This window comes from Rhodococcus oxybenzonivorans (assembly GCF_003130705.1).
Taxonomy (GTDB): Bacteria; Actinomycetota; Actinomycetes; order Mycobacteriales; family Mycobacteriaceae; genus Rhodococcus_F; species Rhodococcus_F oxybenzonivorans.
The window spans coordinates 2,598,297-2,612,607 of record NZ_CP021354.1 but is presented as its reverse complement, the minus strand read 5'-3'; the positions used below and the strand labels follow the sequence as shown (position 1 = coordinate 2,612,607).

The 14,311-nt window shown below is 67.6% G+C and carries 14 protein-coding genes; 9 read left to right on the top strand and 5 right to left on the bottom strand.

Going from position 1 to position 14,311, the window contains the following annotated elements; all coding sequences use genetic code 11:
• Nucleotides 1–139: 139 nt before the first annotated feature.
• The 3 genes from mraZ to CBI38_RS12480 all read right to left on the bottom strand — a co-directional run bounded on the left by mraZ (nucleotide 140) and on the right by CBI38_RS12480 (nucleotide 2,171).
• Nucleotides 140–571 (bottom strand): division/cell wall cluster transcriptional repressor MraZ, encoded by a 432-nt coding sequence (mraZ, locus tag CBI38_RS12490; RefSeq protein WP_109329258.1) that lies wholly within the window; start codon nucleotides 569–571, stop codon nucleotides 140–142.
• Nucleotides 572–1,042: 471 nt separating this feature from the next.
• Nucleotides 1,043–1,471, bottom strand: a complete 429-nt coding sequence (locus CBI38_RS12485) for a DUF3040 domain-containing protein (protein ID WP_109329256.1) — start codon at nucleotides 1,469–1,471, stop codon at nucleotides 1,043–1,045.
• 235 nt (nucleotides 1,472–1,706) lie between these two features.
• A complete protein-coding gene (locus tag CBI38_RS12480) occupies nucleotides 1,707–2,171 on the bottom strand; it encodes an SAV_6107 family HEPN domain-containing protein (protein ID WP_109335038.1) in 465 nt (154 codons plus the stop codon).
• A 173-nt stretch (nucleotides 2,172–2,344) separates the two neighbouring features.
• On the opposite strand from CBI38_RS12480, the gene CBI38_RS12475 reads away from it, so the two are divergent.
• Genes CBI38_RS12475 through CBI38_RS12455 form a run of 5 tightly spaced genes read left to right on the top strand, consistent with a single transcriptional unit; the run spans nucleotide 2,345 to nucleotide 7,336 of the window.
• A complete protein-coding gene (locus CBI38_RS12475) occupies nucleotides 2,345–3,004 on the top strand; it encodes a GNAT family N-acetyltransferase (RefSeq protein ID WP_109329254.1) in 660 nt (219 codons plus the stop codon).
• Between the two features lie 4 nt (nucleotides 3,005–3,008).
• Complete coding sequence (locus tag CBI38_RS12470; RefSeq protein WP_109329252.1) at nucleotides 3,009–4,598, top strand: phytoene desaturase family protein; 1,590 nt, start codon at nucleotides 3,009–3,011, stop codon at nucleotides 4,596–4,598.
• The gene (locus tag CBI38_RS12465; protein ID WP_109335037.1) at nucleotides 4,595–5,425 is read left to right on the top strand and encodes a carotenoid biosynthesis protein; all 831 of its coding nucleotides are present in this window, start codon (nucleotides 4,595–4,597) and stop codon (nucleotides 5,423–5,425) included. The genes CBI38_RS12470 and CBI38_RS12465 overlap by 4 nt, the downstream gene beginning before the upstream one ends.
• A 31-nt stretch (nucleotides 5,426–5,456) precedes the next feature.
• Nucleotides 5,457–6,179, top strand: coding sequence for an LppM family (lipo)protein (locus tag CBI38_RS12460; RefSeq protein ID WP_109329250.1), 723 nt, complete (start codon nucleotides 5,457–5,459; stop codon nucleotides 6,177–6,179).
• Complete coding sequence (locus CBI38_RS12455) at nucleotides 6,176–7,336, top strand: glycosyltransferase family 2 protein (protein WP_109329248.1); 1,161 nt, start codon at nucleotides 6,176–6,178, stop codon at nucleotides 7,334–7,336. Before CBI38_RS12460 ends, CBI38_RS12455 begins: the two co-directional genes overlap by 4 nt.
• Here the strand turns inward: CBI38_RS12455 and metF are convergent.
• Nucleotides 7,329–8,291, bottom strand: coding sequence for a methylenetetrahydrofolate reductase [NAD(P)H] (gene metF / locus CBI38_RS12450; RefSeq protein WP_204164918.1), 963 nt, complete (start codon nucleotides 8,289–8,291; stop codon nucleotides 7,329–7,331). The genes CBI38_RS12455 and metF overlap by 8 nt on opposite strands.
• A 211-nt stretch (nucleotides 8,292–8,502) precedes the next feature.
• Here metF and CBI38_RS12445 point away from each other — a divergent pair, with 211 nt between their 5' ends.
• The 4 genes from CBI38_RS12445 to CBI38_RS12430 all read left to right on the top strand — a co-directional run bounded on the left by CBI38_RS12445 (nucleotide 8,503) and on the right by CBI38_RS12430 (nucleotide 13,856).
• A complete protein-coding gene (locus CBI38_RS12445; protein ID WP_230990223.1) occupies nucleotides 8,503–9,603 on the top strand; it encodes a polyprenyl synthetase family protein in 1,101 nt (366 codons plus the stop codon).
• A 10-nt stretch (nucleotides 9,604–9,613) separates the two neighbouring features.
• On the top strand, nucleotides 9,614–11,221 hold the full coding sequence (gene crtI, locus CBI38_RS12440) for a phytoene desaturase family protein (RefSeq protein ID WP_109329244.1): 1,608 nt from the start codon (nucleotides 9,614–9,616) through the stop codon (nucleotides 11,219–11,221).
• Nucleotides 11,222–11,302: 81 nt separating this feature from the next.
• Nucleotides 11,303–12,907: an alpha-(1->6)-mannopyranosyltransferase A gene (locus tag CBI38_RS12435; protein WP_109335035.1), complete on the top strand. Its 1,605-nt coding sequence runs from the start codon at nucleotides 11,303–11,305 to the stop codon at nucleotides 12,905–12,907.
• Nucleotides 12,908–12,914: 7 nt separating this feature from the next.
• Complete coding sequence (locus tag CBI38_RS12430) at nucleotides 12,915–13,856, top strand: phytoene/squalene synthase family protein (RefSeq protein WP_109329242.1); 942 nt, start codon at nucleotides 12,915–12,917, stop codon at nucleotides 13,854–13,856.
• 8 nt (nucleotides 13,857–13,864) lie between these two features.
• Here CBI38_RS12430 and CBI38_RS12425 read toward each other — a convergent pair whose 3' ends face one another.
• A complete protein-coding gene (locus tag CBI38_RS12425) occupies nucleotides 13,865–14,233 on the bottom strand; it encodes an Rv2175c family DNA-binding protein (RefSeq protein ID WP_109329240.1) in 369 nt (122 codons plus the stop codon).
• Between the last annotated feature and the right edge of the window lie 78 nt (nucleotides 14,234–14,311).

Sequence of the window (14,311 nt, the reverse complement as noted above, 5' to 3'; positions counted from 1 at the left end):
TGTCGAACTTCTCTTCTCGGCCGGTCGCCGGTGCGAATGCTTCGAGGTCCCTGCCCGAAATGAAAACCTGGCGCTGGGGAAGTGCGTCAGGGTTCCGTCGGACAGAGGCCTCGCCGCATTCGCGTGCGTGCGGTCATGCTCAGACGATCTCGCCGAGCGCGACTCCCGTTGCCTGCGAGTAGTTCTCCTCGTTCTCCTCGACGTAGGTCTGCCATGCCTGCGCATCCCAGATCTCGAGGAAATCGACCGAACCGATCACTACGCAATCCTTGGAGAGACCTGCGTAGCGACGGTGATCTGCCGAGAGGGTGATGCGCCCCTGGGCATCTGCATGCTGCTCATCGGTGCCGGCAGCGAGACCGCGCACGAAAGCTCGCGCTTCCGGATCGCTTCTCGACGCTGCCGCGGCCTTGCGCGCGAGCGCGGTGAACTCTTCCCGGGGATACACCGCGAGGCTGTGATCCTGACCCTTGGTGACCATCAACCCTCCCGCCAGTGCATCCCGGAACTTTGCGGGCAACGTCAGCCGCCCTTTGTCGTCGAGCTTCGGCGTGTAGGTACCGAGAAACACTCGACACCTCCCACTACGTCCGTATCGAACGCCGCATGCCCGGGCGGTTCACCTTCGCTACCCGCTGCGCACCACAGTACCCCACTTTCCCCCACTGACAAGGCGGAAGCAGGCGTGTTTCCCCCCTGTTTGCTCAATACTTGCTGGTCAATGCCGATTCATGAAGGTGGGGGAAGTTCCTTCAGTGATCACGAACACGGCCCACTCATGGGGTGAACCGGCCAACACACGCGGTGAGCGCGGTAAAAGGCCAGGTGAGGTGAGGACGGCGACGTCCTGGGCGGTCACGCGTCGATCAGTCCGCACGCGATGGGGGAAAGTGGGGCGAGTAGGGGCCGGGGATCACACAGAGACATTCACTGAGAGCACCAGCCAGTCGCGGCGGGAGGCGTGGGCGCGCTCACAGACACAAAAAAGCGTTGGCGGCGTGGCATCGAAATGCCACGCCGCCAACGCCCGAAGTGAGTTCTGCTACTCCTGCTCGAATCTCTTCTTGAAGCGGTCTTCCATTCGCGACGAGAACCCGCCACTCTTTCGTCCGCCCCGGGGCTTACCCCGGTCGGCCCTCTTGGTCTCGTCGGGCGTGGTCGAGCCGCCACGCGACGACTGTCGGGACTTGCTCTTTCCCCCACCCCACAGGAGGAGGACTCCCGCACCGAACATAACAATGAAGCCGATCAAGCTGATCACCGGGAAACCACCCGGTTTGATCGGCAGGGCGACGCCGGCGATGAGCAGGACCAGGCCCAGGACGAACAGGGCTATTGCCTGAAAACGACGACGACTCGATGCCGCACGCATGCGACCGCCTCGCACAGTGGAGGCGAACTTGGGATCTTCGGCATAGAGAGCGCTCTCGATCTGGTCGAGCATGCGCTGCTCGTGCTCGGAGAGTGGCACGGTACCTCCCCCGGCACTGGAGTGTTGGCCACCGCCCCACGGTGCGAGGCGGTGGGTAACCGACTTTGGCGGCTACCTAGATTTAATAATACGAGCAGTTCGACCCCGGTACCACCTACTCGGTGCACGAGTTCGACACCAACCTTACGGACTCCCGCACCGAACCCTGCTCCGGGCTTTCACTACGTCGCCGACACTGTGGGCGACCGACCCGGATTCCGGGCGAGACGGGCAGCTACGACGCCCGAAGATCGATGTCTGCACCGCGACCGATGTGGTCTTCCACCGCTTGCAAAAACCGCCCCACCTCGACAAAGAACTCGTCCGCCTCGAGATCGGTGAGCGTGCGCGACATCCCGGCCTCGATCGCGGCACGAGTGGCGGAGTGCCCAGCGAAATAGTCGGCCCATGCGCCGAAGTCGCTCGCGGCGTCTGCCATGAGAACCCAAGCGTTACGCGTTCGTGTCCGTCGACCTCCCGGCGAGGACCCCTCGGCAGCGGCGAGCACAGCACCGGCGCCGCGCAGCGCGGCGAGATACGCGCTGTGAAAGCGATCCGCCGGCGAATCGGCGCCGACCGATTGCGACAGAAGAGCGTCGGCCCGGTCGAGTAGGGAGGCGGCGCGTCGAGATGCCGGAGCACGCACCTCCCCCGGTCGCCGCGAGGGCCCAGAGGTCGGTCCTGAAACCGAGTTGTTCATCACTTCGAACACCTCCACAACCCCGGTGTGTCCACCCCGCCGGGCGTAGTCCTGTCATGAGCCGGGGTCCCGGCGATGCTCGCTTCCCTCGAGCATCGCCGGATCCCCGCTATCGAACATCCGTTCGACCTATTCAATATAGCTGGACCCACCGACACGTCGTCAAGAGAAAGGTGAGACCGGTCGACACGAACGCTGACCAGATACCGCTCGTGGTCGAACTCTCGGCTGCCGAGTTCCGCGACCGCCTCCAGGAGGCCCTCGCGATCTATGTCGCCGCCATGGGCTATCCCCGCGGCACGGAATACCACCGCGCGCCGATGTGGACCGAACATGTGCAGCGATCGGGGTGGAGCGGTGTCGGCGCCGTGGTCCCGGCCGATCCGTCCGCCGAATCCGATGCGACTCACCGCCTCGTGGCCGTGGCCTACGGCTACCGCGGAGCCCCCGAACAGTGGTGGCACCAGCAGGTCCGCACCGGTTTGCGGCACACCGGCTGGACCCGGGACCGGATCGACACAGTTCTCGACGACTATTTCGAACTGACCGAACTCCACGTCCATCCCGACGCCCAGGGACACGGTCTCGGCGAAACACTCCTTCTCCGATTGCTCGACCGCCGACCCGAACGCGGCGTGCTGTTGTCCACCCCCGAGGTCGCGGACGAGAACAATCGAGCGTGGCGGCTCTACCGTCGGCTCGGATTCCGGGATGTACTGCGCCACTTCCGGTTCGCAGGCGACAACCGTCCCTTCGCGGTCCTCGGCCGTAGCCTTCCACTGGAAAGCCTTTCCACCGAGAAGCCTTCCTCCGGAGAAGAACCGTTAACCTGACCCGATGATCGATGCGGTGGTGGTCGGGTCGGGACACAACGCCCTGGTGTCGGCGTGCTACCTGGCTCGAACGGGATGGTCGGTCGAGGTGATCGAACGCGACACCGTACCGGGCGGAGCGGTCTCGACAGTGGAACGGTTTCCAGGTCACCGCGTCGACCGCGGATCCTCCGCGCACATCATGGTCCGCCACACCGGCATCGTCGAAGAATTGGGCCTGCAGGCGCACGGTCTGCGCTACCTGGATTGCGATCCGTGGGCGTTCGCCCCGGCACCTGCGGGCACCGGCCGGCCGGGCATCGTGTTCCGGCGCAGCCTTGACGCGACCTGCCTGTCCATCCAGGAGTCCTGCGGACCGGCCGAGGCCGACGCGTATCGGCGGTTCGTCGACGTGTGGGGGCCGCGCAGCGCCCGCGTGATGCGGGCCTTCACCAGGCCGCCGACCGCCCCCGCGCTGTTGTCGTCGTTCTGGGGTCTCGATACGGGGGGCGGCGGCAGCGACCTGTCGCGGCAGTTCCTCGCGTCGGGGGACGCCTTGCTGGACGAATTCTTCGACGACGAACGGCTCAAGGCCGCCCTCGCATGGTTCGGCGCCCAGTCCGGGCCGCCGATGTCCGAGCCGGGCACCGCCCCGATGGTGGGATTCGCGGCACTGATGCACACCCTTCCGCCCGGCCGTGCCGTCGGTGGCAGCGGCGCCTTGACGGCGGCCCTGGTGTCGCGGTTGCGGGCCGACTCCGGCGTGCTTTCCCTGGGTGAGAAGGTCGTCGCGCTGCGCCGGGACGGGACTTCCTGGATCACGCGGACGTCGGTGGGGCGCGAAATTCGTTCGCGGACCGTGATTGCCGGGTGCCACGTGCTCACTACGCTCGATCTCCTCGAAGCAGGCGGCTACGACAAGCAGATCCTCGATCGCTGGCGGCGGCGGATCCGCGTCGGACCGGGCATCGGGATGGTGGTACGGCTGGCAACCGACGCCCTGCCGTCCTATACGAGCGCCCCTGACAGCTCGGTGACCAGCGGATTGCAGCTCCTCGTGTCCGATCGCGCGCACCTGCGCCTCGCCCACGGTGCCGCGCTCGCAGGGGAACTCCCGCCGCGGCCCGCGGTGCTGGGGATGAGCTTCAGTGGCCTCGATCCCACGATCGCGCCCGCGGGCCGGCATCAGATCACCCTGTGGTCCCAGTGGCAGCCCTACCGGCTCAGCGGGGGCCGTCGGTGGAGCGACCTGGCAGGGGCCGAGGCCGAGCGCATCGTCGACGAGATCGACGCACTCGCCCCCGGTGTCCGGACGTCGATCCTGGACCGTCATGTGCAGTCACCACAGGACCTCGAGGACGAGATGGGGCTGATCGGGGGCAACGTGATGCACGTCGAGATGTCGCTCGACCAGATGATGATGTGGCGGCCCCTTCCCGAACTGTCCGGGCACCGGGTCCCCGGAGCCGAACGCCTGTACCTCACCGGCGCCTCGACGCATCCGGGCGGCGGGGTGTCCGGTGCCAGCGGGCGCAGCGCCGCACACGTTGCGCTCCACGACGCACGCCGCGCCTCCAGAACCGCGCGACTGCGCCGCCTGTGGCCGGGGACGTGACCGCGCGCATCCCCGCCCTGACGGCCGCAGCAGCGATCGCGGCGCAGATTGTCTACCCTCTGGTGCGCGGTGACCTCCGTGACGCGGTGACGGTCTGCGTCGTGCTCCTGCTCGCCGCGGCGAGCATCACCCATGCCGCCCTCACGCGCGGTTCGCGCTGGACCGCCGCTCTGGTTCTGGCGACAGCGGGTTTCGGCCTACTCTCGGAGGTCGTCGGGACGTCAACCGGCGTGCCCTACGGCTGCTACGACTACAGCGTCGACCGACTCGGCCCCGCACTCGCCGGTGTCCCCCTCGTGGTGCCGTTCGCCTGGACAGCGGGCTTCTATCCGGTGTGGTGCGTCGCCTCCCTACTGGCCGGGGGCAGATATCGGCACCTGATTCGGATGGTCCTCACCACGGTCGGCGTCGTGGGATGGGATCTCTATCTCGACCCCCAGATGGTCGCAGATGGACAGTGGACATGGTGCGTCACCGATGCGGGTCTTCCCGGTATCGAGCACATCCCGCTGACCAACTACGTCGGATGGTGTGTGGTGGCTGCCGCCATGGCTGCGGCGATGGAATGGTTCGATCACCGCACGTCCGATGCCGCCGCACCGCACGGAACGCCGCCGCACAGGGACGGTGTCCCCATCGCCTTGTTCCTGTGGACCTGGCTGGGTTCGGCGCTGGCCCACTCGGTGTTTCTCGACGGACCCGGACTCCGATTCTCCGCGATCTACGGGTGGATCACGATGGGAGTTCTCGGGATTCCCCTGCTGATCGTCCTCGTGCGGTCGCGGGTCCGGCGACCCGAGATCCCCGACACGCCCCCTCGCGCCTGACACCGGTTCACTCCCCTGGCACGATACGACTGTGCAGCCGCCCTCACTCCCTGCCCCGAACATCACCCGCGCGCGGAGCCGGGCCCTCTCCCTGACGGCCCTGGTACTCCTGATCGTCCCGTTGCTCGCCGGCTGCCTGCGCGTCCAGGTGTCGATGGGAGTGTCCGCCGACGACCGGGTCTCCGGTCAGATCGTGGCTGCGGCCGTACCCGCAGACGATCAGGACAAGGGTCCGCAGCTCACCCCGCCCGATGCGTTGGCGGGCAAGATTCGCGTACAGGAGTACAAGAAGGACGGGTACGTCGGCACCCAGGCGTTCTTCAGCGATCTCACATTCGGTGACGTACAGCAACTCGGCTCGATGTCCGAACAGGCCACCGGCAGCTTCCAGATTTCGCTGCGCCGGACCGGTGACCTCGTGACCCTGGAAGGCAAAGCCGACCTCAGCTCGGTTCCCGCCCAGGGCACCGATGTGCAGTTCACTATCGCCTTCCCGGCCCGGGTGGCCACGACCAACGGCACGCGGGAGGGCGACTCCATCGTGTCGTGGAAGCTGCCTGCGGGTGACACGTCGACGATCCGCGCCGAGGTGCGCTACTCCGACCCGAGCACCCGGAGCTTCGCGGGCTGGGCGGGGATCATGGCCGGGGTGACGCTCGGCGTGGCCGTGATCGTAGGGGCTTTGGCATGGCTGGCCCGCAACAGGGAGCCGGCCGTGGGCAGTGGACGCCGGAAGGACTCGTCGACGGTGTGACGCCCACGCCGATCGTGCAGCTGGTCCGCACTGGTTCGCTGCTTTCCATGGCCGGTATGGCCGTCGCCGCCGTCAATCTGCGGAGCGCCCCACGTCTGCGGGTGCCGCGCCGCACCGTCACCGAACCGGTCACGGTCTGCATTCCTGCCCGCAACGAGGTCCGGCGACTGCCCGCCCTCATCGAGGATCTGGCCGGTCAGCGCGGCATTCACGATCTCCGAGTGCTCGTGTTCGATGACGCCTCGACCGATGACACGGCCGCGGCAGCCGAGGCTGCGTGCGCCGGCGACTCGCGGTTCACCGTCGTCAGGAGCACCGAGGAGCCGCTTCCCGGGTGGGTGGGGAAGCCCGCCGCCTGCCACCGCGCCTACGAGCGCGCCCAAGCCCTCCATCCCCGCCGCGACGGACTGCTGGTGTTCCTCGATGCCGACGTGCGGTTGCAGCCGGGCGCGCTGGCCGCGGCGTGTTCCGCGCTTCGCCAGAGCGGGGCCGGGTTGATCTGCCCCTGGCCGTTCCAGGAGTCCGTGTCGATCGCCGAATTCGCCGTCCAGCCGCTTCTGGCCTGGTCGTGGGCGGCCTCACTACCCGTGCGACTCGGCAATCGTTCGCTGCGCCCGTCCATGGCCGTCGCCTGTGGACAGTTCATGGTCTTCGACAACGCGGCGTACCGCCAGGCGGGTGGGCACGGCGCGGTGGTGAACAGTCTCACCGAAGATCTCGACATTGCCCGACTGCTGCGGAGCCGCGGAGTTTCCACCCACGTTGTCGTCGCAGGCGGCGCCGCGACCTGCCGGATGTACGAGAACGCCACTGCGCTGCGCAGTGGATACGACCGCTGGCTGTGGACGGCCTTCAGCTCGACGCCGGGGGCGGTGGTAGCCGTCGGCGCGGGCGGTCTGGCCTATCTGGTGCCGCCGGTGGCGCTCGCGCTGGGCCGTGGGCTGGTGCGCCGGTGGGGTGCAGTGGGGTATCTCGCTGCCGTGACCTCGAGACTGTGCGCACGAACACTCGAGCGTGGTGCGTCGCCGACCGCCACGGACGTGGCCGGGGCGGTGACGCACCCGCTCTCGGTCGCGGCGACAGCAGCACTGATCATGTCGTCACACCTTGCCCACCACCGTGAACGAACCAGCTGGAAGGGGAGGGCCCTCAGCTGACGCGGGCCGGAGTGACCGGCCGAGGGTCGGTTCGCGAACCGACCTTGTCCCCCAGCCTCGCCAGCACCTCACTGGTCGCCCGGGCGAAGTTCAACGTGATGAAGTGCAGGCCGGGCGCACCCTCCGCGATGAGCCGCTCGGCCATCTCGGTGGCCACATCGATGCCGATCTCACGGACAGCGGCCCGATTCTCCTCGGGGCCGTCACCAGCCGCCCGGCTCAACCGGCGTTCCAGGGCGACCGGAAGCCGGGACCCCGACAGCTCCATCACACGCTGCACCGACCGCAGGGACGTGATGGGCATGATCTCGGGAATGATCGGCTTCGCACCCTGCTCGGCGTCGAAGGCCGCGACCCGGTCCCGAAGGCGCAGGTAATCGTCGATGTCGAAGAACATCTGCGTAATGGAGTACTCCGCGCCGGCCCGGAGTTTCGCGACCAGGTACCGGGTGTCGTGGTCCAGGTCCGGCGCCCGGTAGTGACCTTCCGGGAACGACGCGACGCCGACATGGAAGTCACCGAGCTCACGCACGAGCCGGACCAGTTCCTCGGCGTACTCGACGCCCTCCGGATGCTTCTTCCACTCGCCCAGCGGATCGCCCGGTGGGTCACCACGAAGGACGAGAATGTTGCTGATTCCGCGGTCTGCGTAGGCGCCGACCATTGACCGGAGTTCATCGACGCTGTGCGACACCGCGGTGAGATGCGCCACGGGCAGGAGCGTCGTCTCCTCGGCAAGCTGACCGGTGACACGCACGGTGCGGTCACGGGTGGAGCCACCGGCGCCATAGGTCATGGACACGAAGGCCGGTCCCAGACGTTCGAACTCCCGGACCGCGCGCCACAGGCGGGCCTCGGCGGCCTCGTCCCGCGGGGGCGAGAATTCGACGGAGAAGGGCACCCGACCGTCACGGCACGACCGGATGCGGTCGACGATGGAGGGAGTGCGGGTCACCCAGCCTTCGCTGGCCCGCCCCCTGACGGAATCGAATGTCACCCGACAAGCATAGGTACAGCCGCGCCGGGTGTGCCCACCGCGTCGCCGATCCTCTTCGATCGCGGGAACGAGGCATTCGTGGGAAACAGGGCATCCGGCCCTACCGGGGGACGCCCACTATGGTGGTGACGAGGCCTGCTGCCGTTACCGGTGCGCACGCGGAACGTCGATCTGGGAGGCAACACTGTCCGTCGAAACGCGCCCCTCCGCTCTTGCGGCCGAGGTCGAGAATGCGCTTCGAGAGTTCTTCGCCGGCCGGACGGAGTTGGTCGACGCCGTGGGCGGCGGCTACCGCGACGCCGTGACCACGCTGGAGAACTTCGTCCTCCGCGGCGGAAAGCGAGTACGCCCGGCCTTTGCGTGGACCGGGTGGATCGGCGCGGGCGGCGACCCGCAGGGTCCCGACGCCGGGCCGGTGCTGCGCGCGTGCTCAGCCCTCGAGCTGGTCCAAGCCTGCGCCCTGGTTCACGACGACATCATCGATGCCTCCACGACGCGACGCGGGTTCCCCACCGTCCACGTCCAGTTCGAGGAACGCCACCGCGCCGGTTCCTGGAGCGGCGAGTCTCCGCACTTCGGTGAGGCTGTCGCCATCCTGCTCGGCGACCTCGCGTTGGCCTGGGCGGACGACATGATCCGCGAATCCGGTATCGGCCCGGACGCCGCCGCGCGCATCTCCCCCGTCTGGTCCGCGATGCGCACCGAGGTTCTCGGTGGCCAGTTTCTGGACATCAGCAACGAGGCCCGGGCCGACGAGTCGATCGACGCGGCGATGCGGGTCAATCGGTACAAGACCGCGGCGTACACCATCGAGCGGCCACTGCATCTCGGTGCCGCACTCGCCGGTGCCGGCGAGAACCTCGTGTCGGCCTACCGAAGATTCGGTACGGACATCGGGATCGCATTCCAGCTGCGGGACGATCTCCTCGGTGTGTTCGGTGACCCGGCCGTGACCGGAAAGCCGTCGGGTGACGATCTGCGGGCGGGGAAACGCACCGTGCTGTTCGCGCTGGCCCTTCAGCGGGCCGACCGCGATGATCCCGGGGCGGCCGCAGCGCTACGCGGGAGCATCGGCACCGACCTGTCCGACGCGGACGTGGATACGCTCCGCGAGACGATCACCTCGCTCGGCGCGGTCGCCGACGTCGAGAAACGAATCGGGGAACTCGTCGACTCCGCGCTGACGACCCTGGCGGCAAGCACCGCGACGCCGGAGGCGAAACAACACCTCACCGACATGGCTGTCGCGGCGACGCGGCGCAACTCCTGAAGGCACCCCGATGGCACGCACGCTCCGCACCGTTCCGGGCCCCACCGATCACGTCGTCGTCGTCGGCGCCGGTCTCGCGGGCCTGTCGGCGGCTCTGCACCTCAGGGGGTCGGGCCGGCTGGTCACCGTCCTCGAACGGGATCCACTGCCGGGCGGCCGGGTGGGCACCTACCGCGGTCCCGGCTACGACATCGACAACGGCGCAACCGTGCTCACCATGCCCGAACTGGTCCGTGAAGCCCTCGCTGCGGTCGGAGCGGATTTCACCTCGACCCGGCCCGCCCTGATTCTCGAGAAACTGTCCCCGGCCTATCACGCGCGCTTCATCGACGGTTCCTCGCTCGACGTCCACTCGGACCCGGCGGCGATGGTCGCCGAGATCACCCGAGTGTGCGGACCCGCAGAATCCGATCGCTACCTGAAGCTACGACGCTGGCTCGGTCGCATCTTCGACGCCGAGTACTCCCGTTTCATGGACGCGAACTTCGACTCGCCTCTCGACCTCGTGTCAAGCAGGGCGGCCGCGGCGGATCTCGTCCGGCTCACTGCCCTGGGCGGGTTCGGCCGGCTCGGTTCCCGGGTCGATCGCACGATCACCGATCCGCGGCTACGCCGGATCTTCACCTTCCAGGCCCTGTACGCCGGGGTGGCGCCCGCCGATGCGCTCGCGGTGTACGGCGCCATCGCCCACATGGACACCTCTTTGGGCGTCTACTTCCCGCAGGGCGGCATGCGCTCCATTGCTCTCGCACTCGCCGACGCATTCACCACGGCGGGCGGCGACCTCCGGCTCGACACAACGGTCACGCGGGTCGAAACGTCCGATGGCCGGGTGCGCGCCCTCCACACCGCGTCCGGTGAACGCGTCGGGTGCGACGCCGTGGTCCTCACCCCGGACACCGCTGTCGTCGACGAACTCCTTCGACCGGTCGCCCGGAGGATCCCCCGCCGCGTACGGGTGTCACCGTCCGCGGTAGTGCTCCACGGCACGATCCCCACCGCGGTGACCGCCCGGTGGCCGGCGCAGCGTCACCACACCATCGACTTCGGCGCAGCGTGGGAAAGAACCTTCGCGGAGATCACCGCGAAAGCCGGCCGCGGTCGCCTCATGACAGACCCCTCCCTGCTGATCACCCGGCCCGCGCTGTCCGACCCGAGCATCCTCGTGGACCGCTCGGGTGTTCCGTCCGAGCCGCTGTCGGTGCTGGCGCCCTGCCCCAATCTGCACAGCGCCCCGCTCGAGTGGTCGTCGCTGACCGGCCCCTACACGCGCGAACTTCTGCGGGTGCTCGAGGACCGCGGATACACGGGCATCGCCGCGCAGTTCGAGATCGACCACGTGGATACGCCTCTGACCTGGCTGAACAAGGGCATGAGCGCGGGCAGCCCGTTCGCGGCAGCACACGTCTTCCGCCAGACAGGCCCCTTCCGGCGCCCGAATCTGGTGCCGGGCGTGGACAACGCTGTCCTCGCCGGTTCCGGCACGGTCCCCGGTGTCGGTGTTCCGACCGTCCTGCTGTCGGGGAAGCTCGCCGCTCGCCGCATCACCGGTGTGCAGGAGCCCGAAAGGCAGATATATGAGCGAGGCGTGGCAATAAGTGGTGTCGGGAGCAATTAAACTAGGCGCGACCATGTGGTGCGCGCGATGATCGGTGCACCGATCGCAACCGAACTCACCTCGGGGGAGGAATCTGCACCCATGACGTCCTCTGCCCCGCAGGCAACCGTCGCCCCTGCGACGACACCGACGCACCGTTCGTGGCCTCAGACCACGGCCGACTTCCTCCGCAGCCAGGCGGGACATGCGGCGATCCTGGGTTTCGCCGGCGCGATCATGATCACGTTCGGTGGTTTCGGTGCCGGAAGCGTCCGCCGTGAGGATCCCCTGCTCGAGGCGATGCATCTGTCGTGGCTGCGGTTCGGGCACGGCCAGATACTGTCCACCGCCATCGTCTGGATCGGCGTCATCTCGATGATCGCCGCCTGGGTCCGGTTGGGGCGCGGCACGCTGGCCGGGGATGTGGCTCTGCGGCAGTTGCGCCTGATCGTTCCGATCTGGACGGCGCCCCTGTTGCTGGCGGTGCCGATGTTCAGCCGCGATGCCTACTCGTATCTCGCCCAGGGCGCCCTCCTGCGCGACGGCTTCGATCCCTATGCCGTGGGCCCGGTGGTCAATCCTGGGATTCTGCTCGACAACGTCAGCAACGTGTGGACCACGACGACGGCGCCCTACGGTCCGGTCTTCCTGCTTCTCGGTCAGGGAATCACCGCCCTGACCGGTGACAACGTCATCGCCGGCACCATGCTGCTGCGTCTGACGATGCTACCGGGGCTCGCTCTCATGATCTGGGCGGTCCCCCACCTCGCACGTCACCTCGGCGGTAACCCGGCCATCGCCCTGTGGCTGGCAGTGCTCAACCCCCTCGTTCTGGTCCATCTCATCGGTGGAGTCCACAACGAGATGCTGATGGTCGGCCTGATGACGGCGGGCATTGCGCTCGTCCTCGAGCGACGCCATCTCGCGGGCATCGGGCTCGTCGCGATCGCGGTGGCGATCAAGGCGACCGCCGGTGCAGCACTCCCCTTCATGGTGTGGATCTGGATGCTGCACGAGAAGGAGAGAGCGGAGGCCCAAGGGCGTACTCCGGCATCGCCGCTGGCATTGTTCGCGAAAACTGCCGGCGCGGGGGTCGCCGTGTTCGTCGTCATCTTCGCCGCGGCGTCGATGGTGGCAGGGGTCGGACTGGGCTGGATGACGGCCCTGTCAGGTTCGAACAAGATCATCAACTGGTTGTCGTTGCCGACGATCCTTGCCCATGTCGTGACCGTCGGAACGTCGTGGTTCGCGGATCTGCGGCTCGGCGAAATCCTCGCGATCACCCGGCCGATCTGCGCAGCCGCACTCGTCGCGATCGTCCTGACCGTCTGGTGGAAATTCAAGAACACCGAACGTGACGCAATACTCGGAATCCTGATCGTCCTCGTCGCCATCGTCATTCTCTCGCCGGCCGCGCTGCCCTGGTACTACTCCTGGCCCGTCGCCATCGCAGCAGGCTTCGCCCTGTCCACACGCACGCTGATGGTGCTCGTCGGGCTGTCCACCTGGCTGATGCTGGTATTCCAGCCAGACGGCTCGATCGGCCTCTACACATTCCCCCACGTTGCTCTCGCCACGTTCGCGGCTGTGGTCGCGGCGGTGTCGCTGCGCACGATCGACCCTCTGCACTTGCGCGCGTCCCGGCCGTCCCCCGAGGTCCCTTCCTCCGGACTCCGACGCGTAGCCGCGTCACCCGGCGTGGAATAGCCGGGCCATGACGGAGCTGGCGGAGAGCTATCGTTACTGCGGTGCTCTGACAGCGGAGCACGGACGCACGTACCACCTCGCCACCCGGTTACTTCCCCGGCACCGCCGCAATGCGGTTCACGCGCTCTACGCATTCGCCCGCACCGTCGACGACATCGTCGATGTCGAGATGGGCGGCGTGCGGTCGACCGAAGACTGTGCAGCAGAACTCGACCGGATCGAAACGACGCTTCGACGGGGATTCGACGACCCGACTGCAATCGACCCAGGAGTGGTTCCCGAGCTGGCGCCCGTCCTTCCCGCATTCCTCGACTCGGTCGCGACCTTCCACATCGCGCCCAAATACTTCTTCGCGTTCCTCGAGTCGATGCGGATGGACATTCCGGATACCCCGTCGCACCGTGCCCGGTACACCACGATGCCGGCACTGCGGGAGTACATGTACGGGTCCGCCGCCGTGATCGGGCTGCAGATGCTGCCCGTGCTCGGCACGATCTGCCCAGCGAACGAGGCGGAGCCCCACGCCGCTGCGCTCGGCGAAGCCTTCCAGCTGACCAACTTCCTCCGGGACGTCGGAGAAGACCTCGACCGGGGACGCGTCTACCTCCCCGCTGACGAGCTGGCAGCTTTCGGTGTCGACACCGACCTGCTGATGTCCAGCCGACGCACCGGGACAACGGATCAGCGCATCGTTCGTGCGCTCGCCCACCTCATCGCGGTCACCCGGGCGGTGTACCGCGACGCGGAGCCGGGAATCGGCATGCTGGACCGCCGGGTACAGCCCGGGATCAGAACAGCCTTCATGCTGTACTCGAGGATTCTCGACGAAATAGAACGCAGCGGCTACGCCGTCTTACACCAGCGCGCGACGGTGCCGCGCAGGAACCGGTGGTCCACCGCCGTGCCCCAATTCGCCCGGCTCGCGGTGCCCTCACGCGGCACGCAATGAAACGGCGCTCAGAAACCCATCGCCTGTGCCCGGCGTATGGCCTCTCGAGCCAGATCCCCGTGCAGCGCCTGCACAGGCGTCCCCGGAAGGCTGTCGTCCTCCCGGAAAAGCCACAGCAGAATCTCCTCGTCGCGGAAACCGCCGTCGTGTAGTACCGCGATGAGACCGGGCAGCCACTTCAGCGTCTGCCCGTCCTCGCCGAAGAACAGTTCCGGAACGCCGAGCACACCGTTGCGGCGAACAGCGATCAGCTGCTCATCCCGTAGAAGCTGCTGCACGCGTGTGACGGGTACACCCAGCGACTTCGCCACGTCCACCAGCTGTAGTAGCGAGACGGAAGGGTCCAGGACATCGTCACAGTAAGGGATGGCACTCACTCCCCTAACGTTATCTGGTCGGTTCCGCCGTGGCGCTACCGGTCGGTCCGGCTGGCTACGATTGGAGGGCGCGTGGCC

Coding starts and splice junctions, on each gene's coding strand:
- CBI38_RS12480 (WP_109335038.1), bottom strand. CDS start 2,171: ATGAACAACTCGGTTTCAGGACCGACCTCTGGGCCCTCGCGGCGACCG.
- CBI38_RS12470 (WP_109329252.1), top strand. CDS start 3,009: ATGATCGATGCGGTGGTGGTCGGGTCGGGACACAACGCCCTGGTGTCG.
- crtI (WP_109329244.1), top strand. CDS start 9,614: ATGGCACGCACGCTCCGCACCGTTCCGGGCCCCACCGATCACGTCGTC.
- CBI38_RS12435 (WP_109335035.1), top strand. CDS start 11,303: ATGACGTCCTCTGCCCCGCAGGCAACCGTCGCCCCTGCGACGACACCG.
- CBI38_RS12430 (WP_109329242.1), top strand. CDS start 12,915: ATGACGGAGCTGGCGGAGAGCTATCGTTACTGCGGTGCTCTGACAGCG.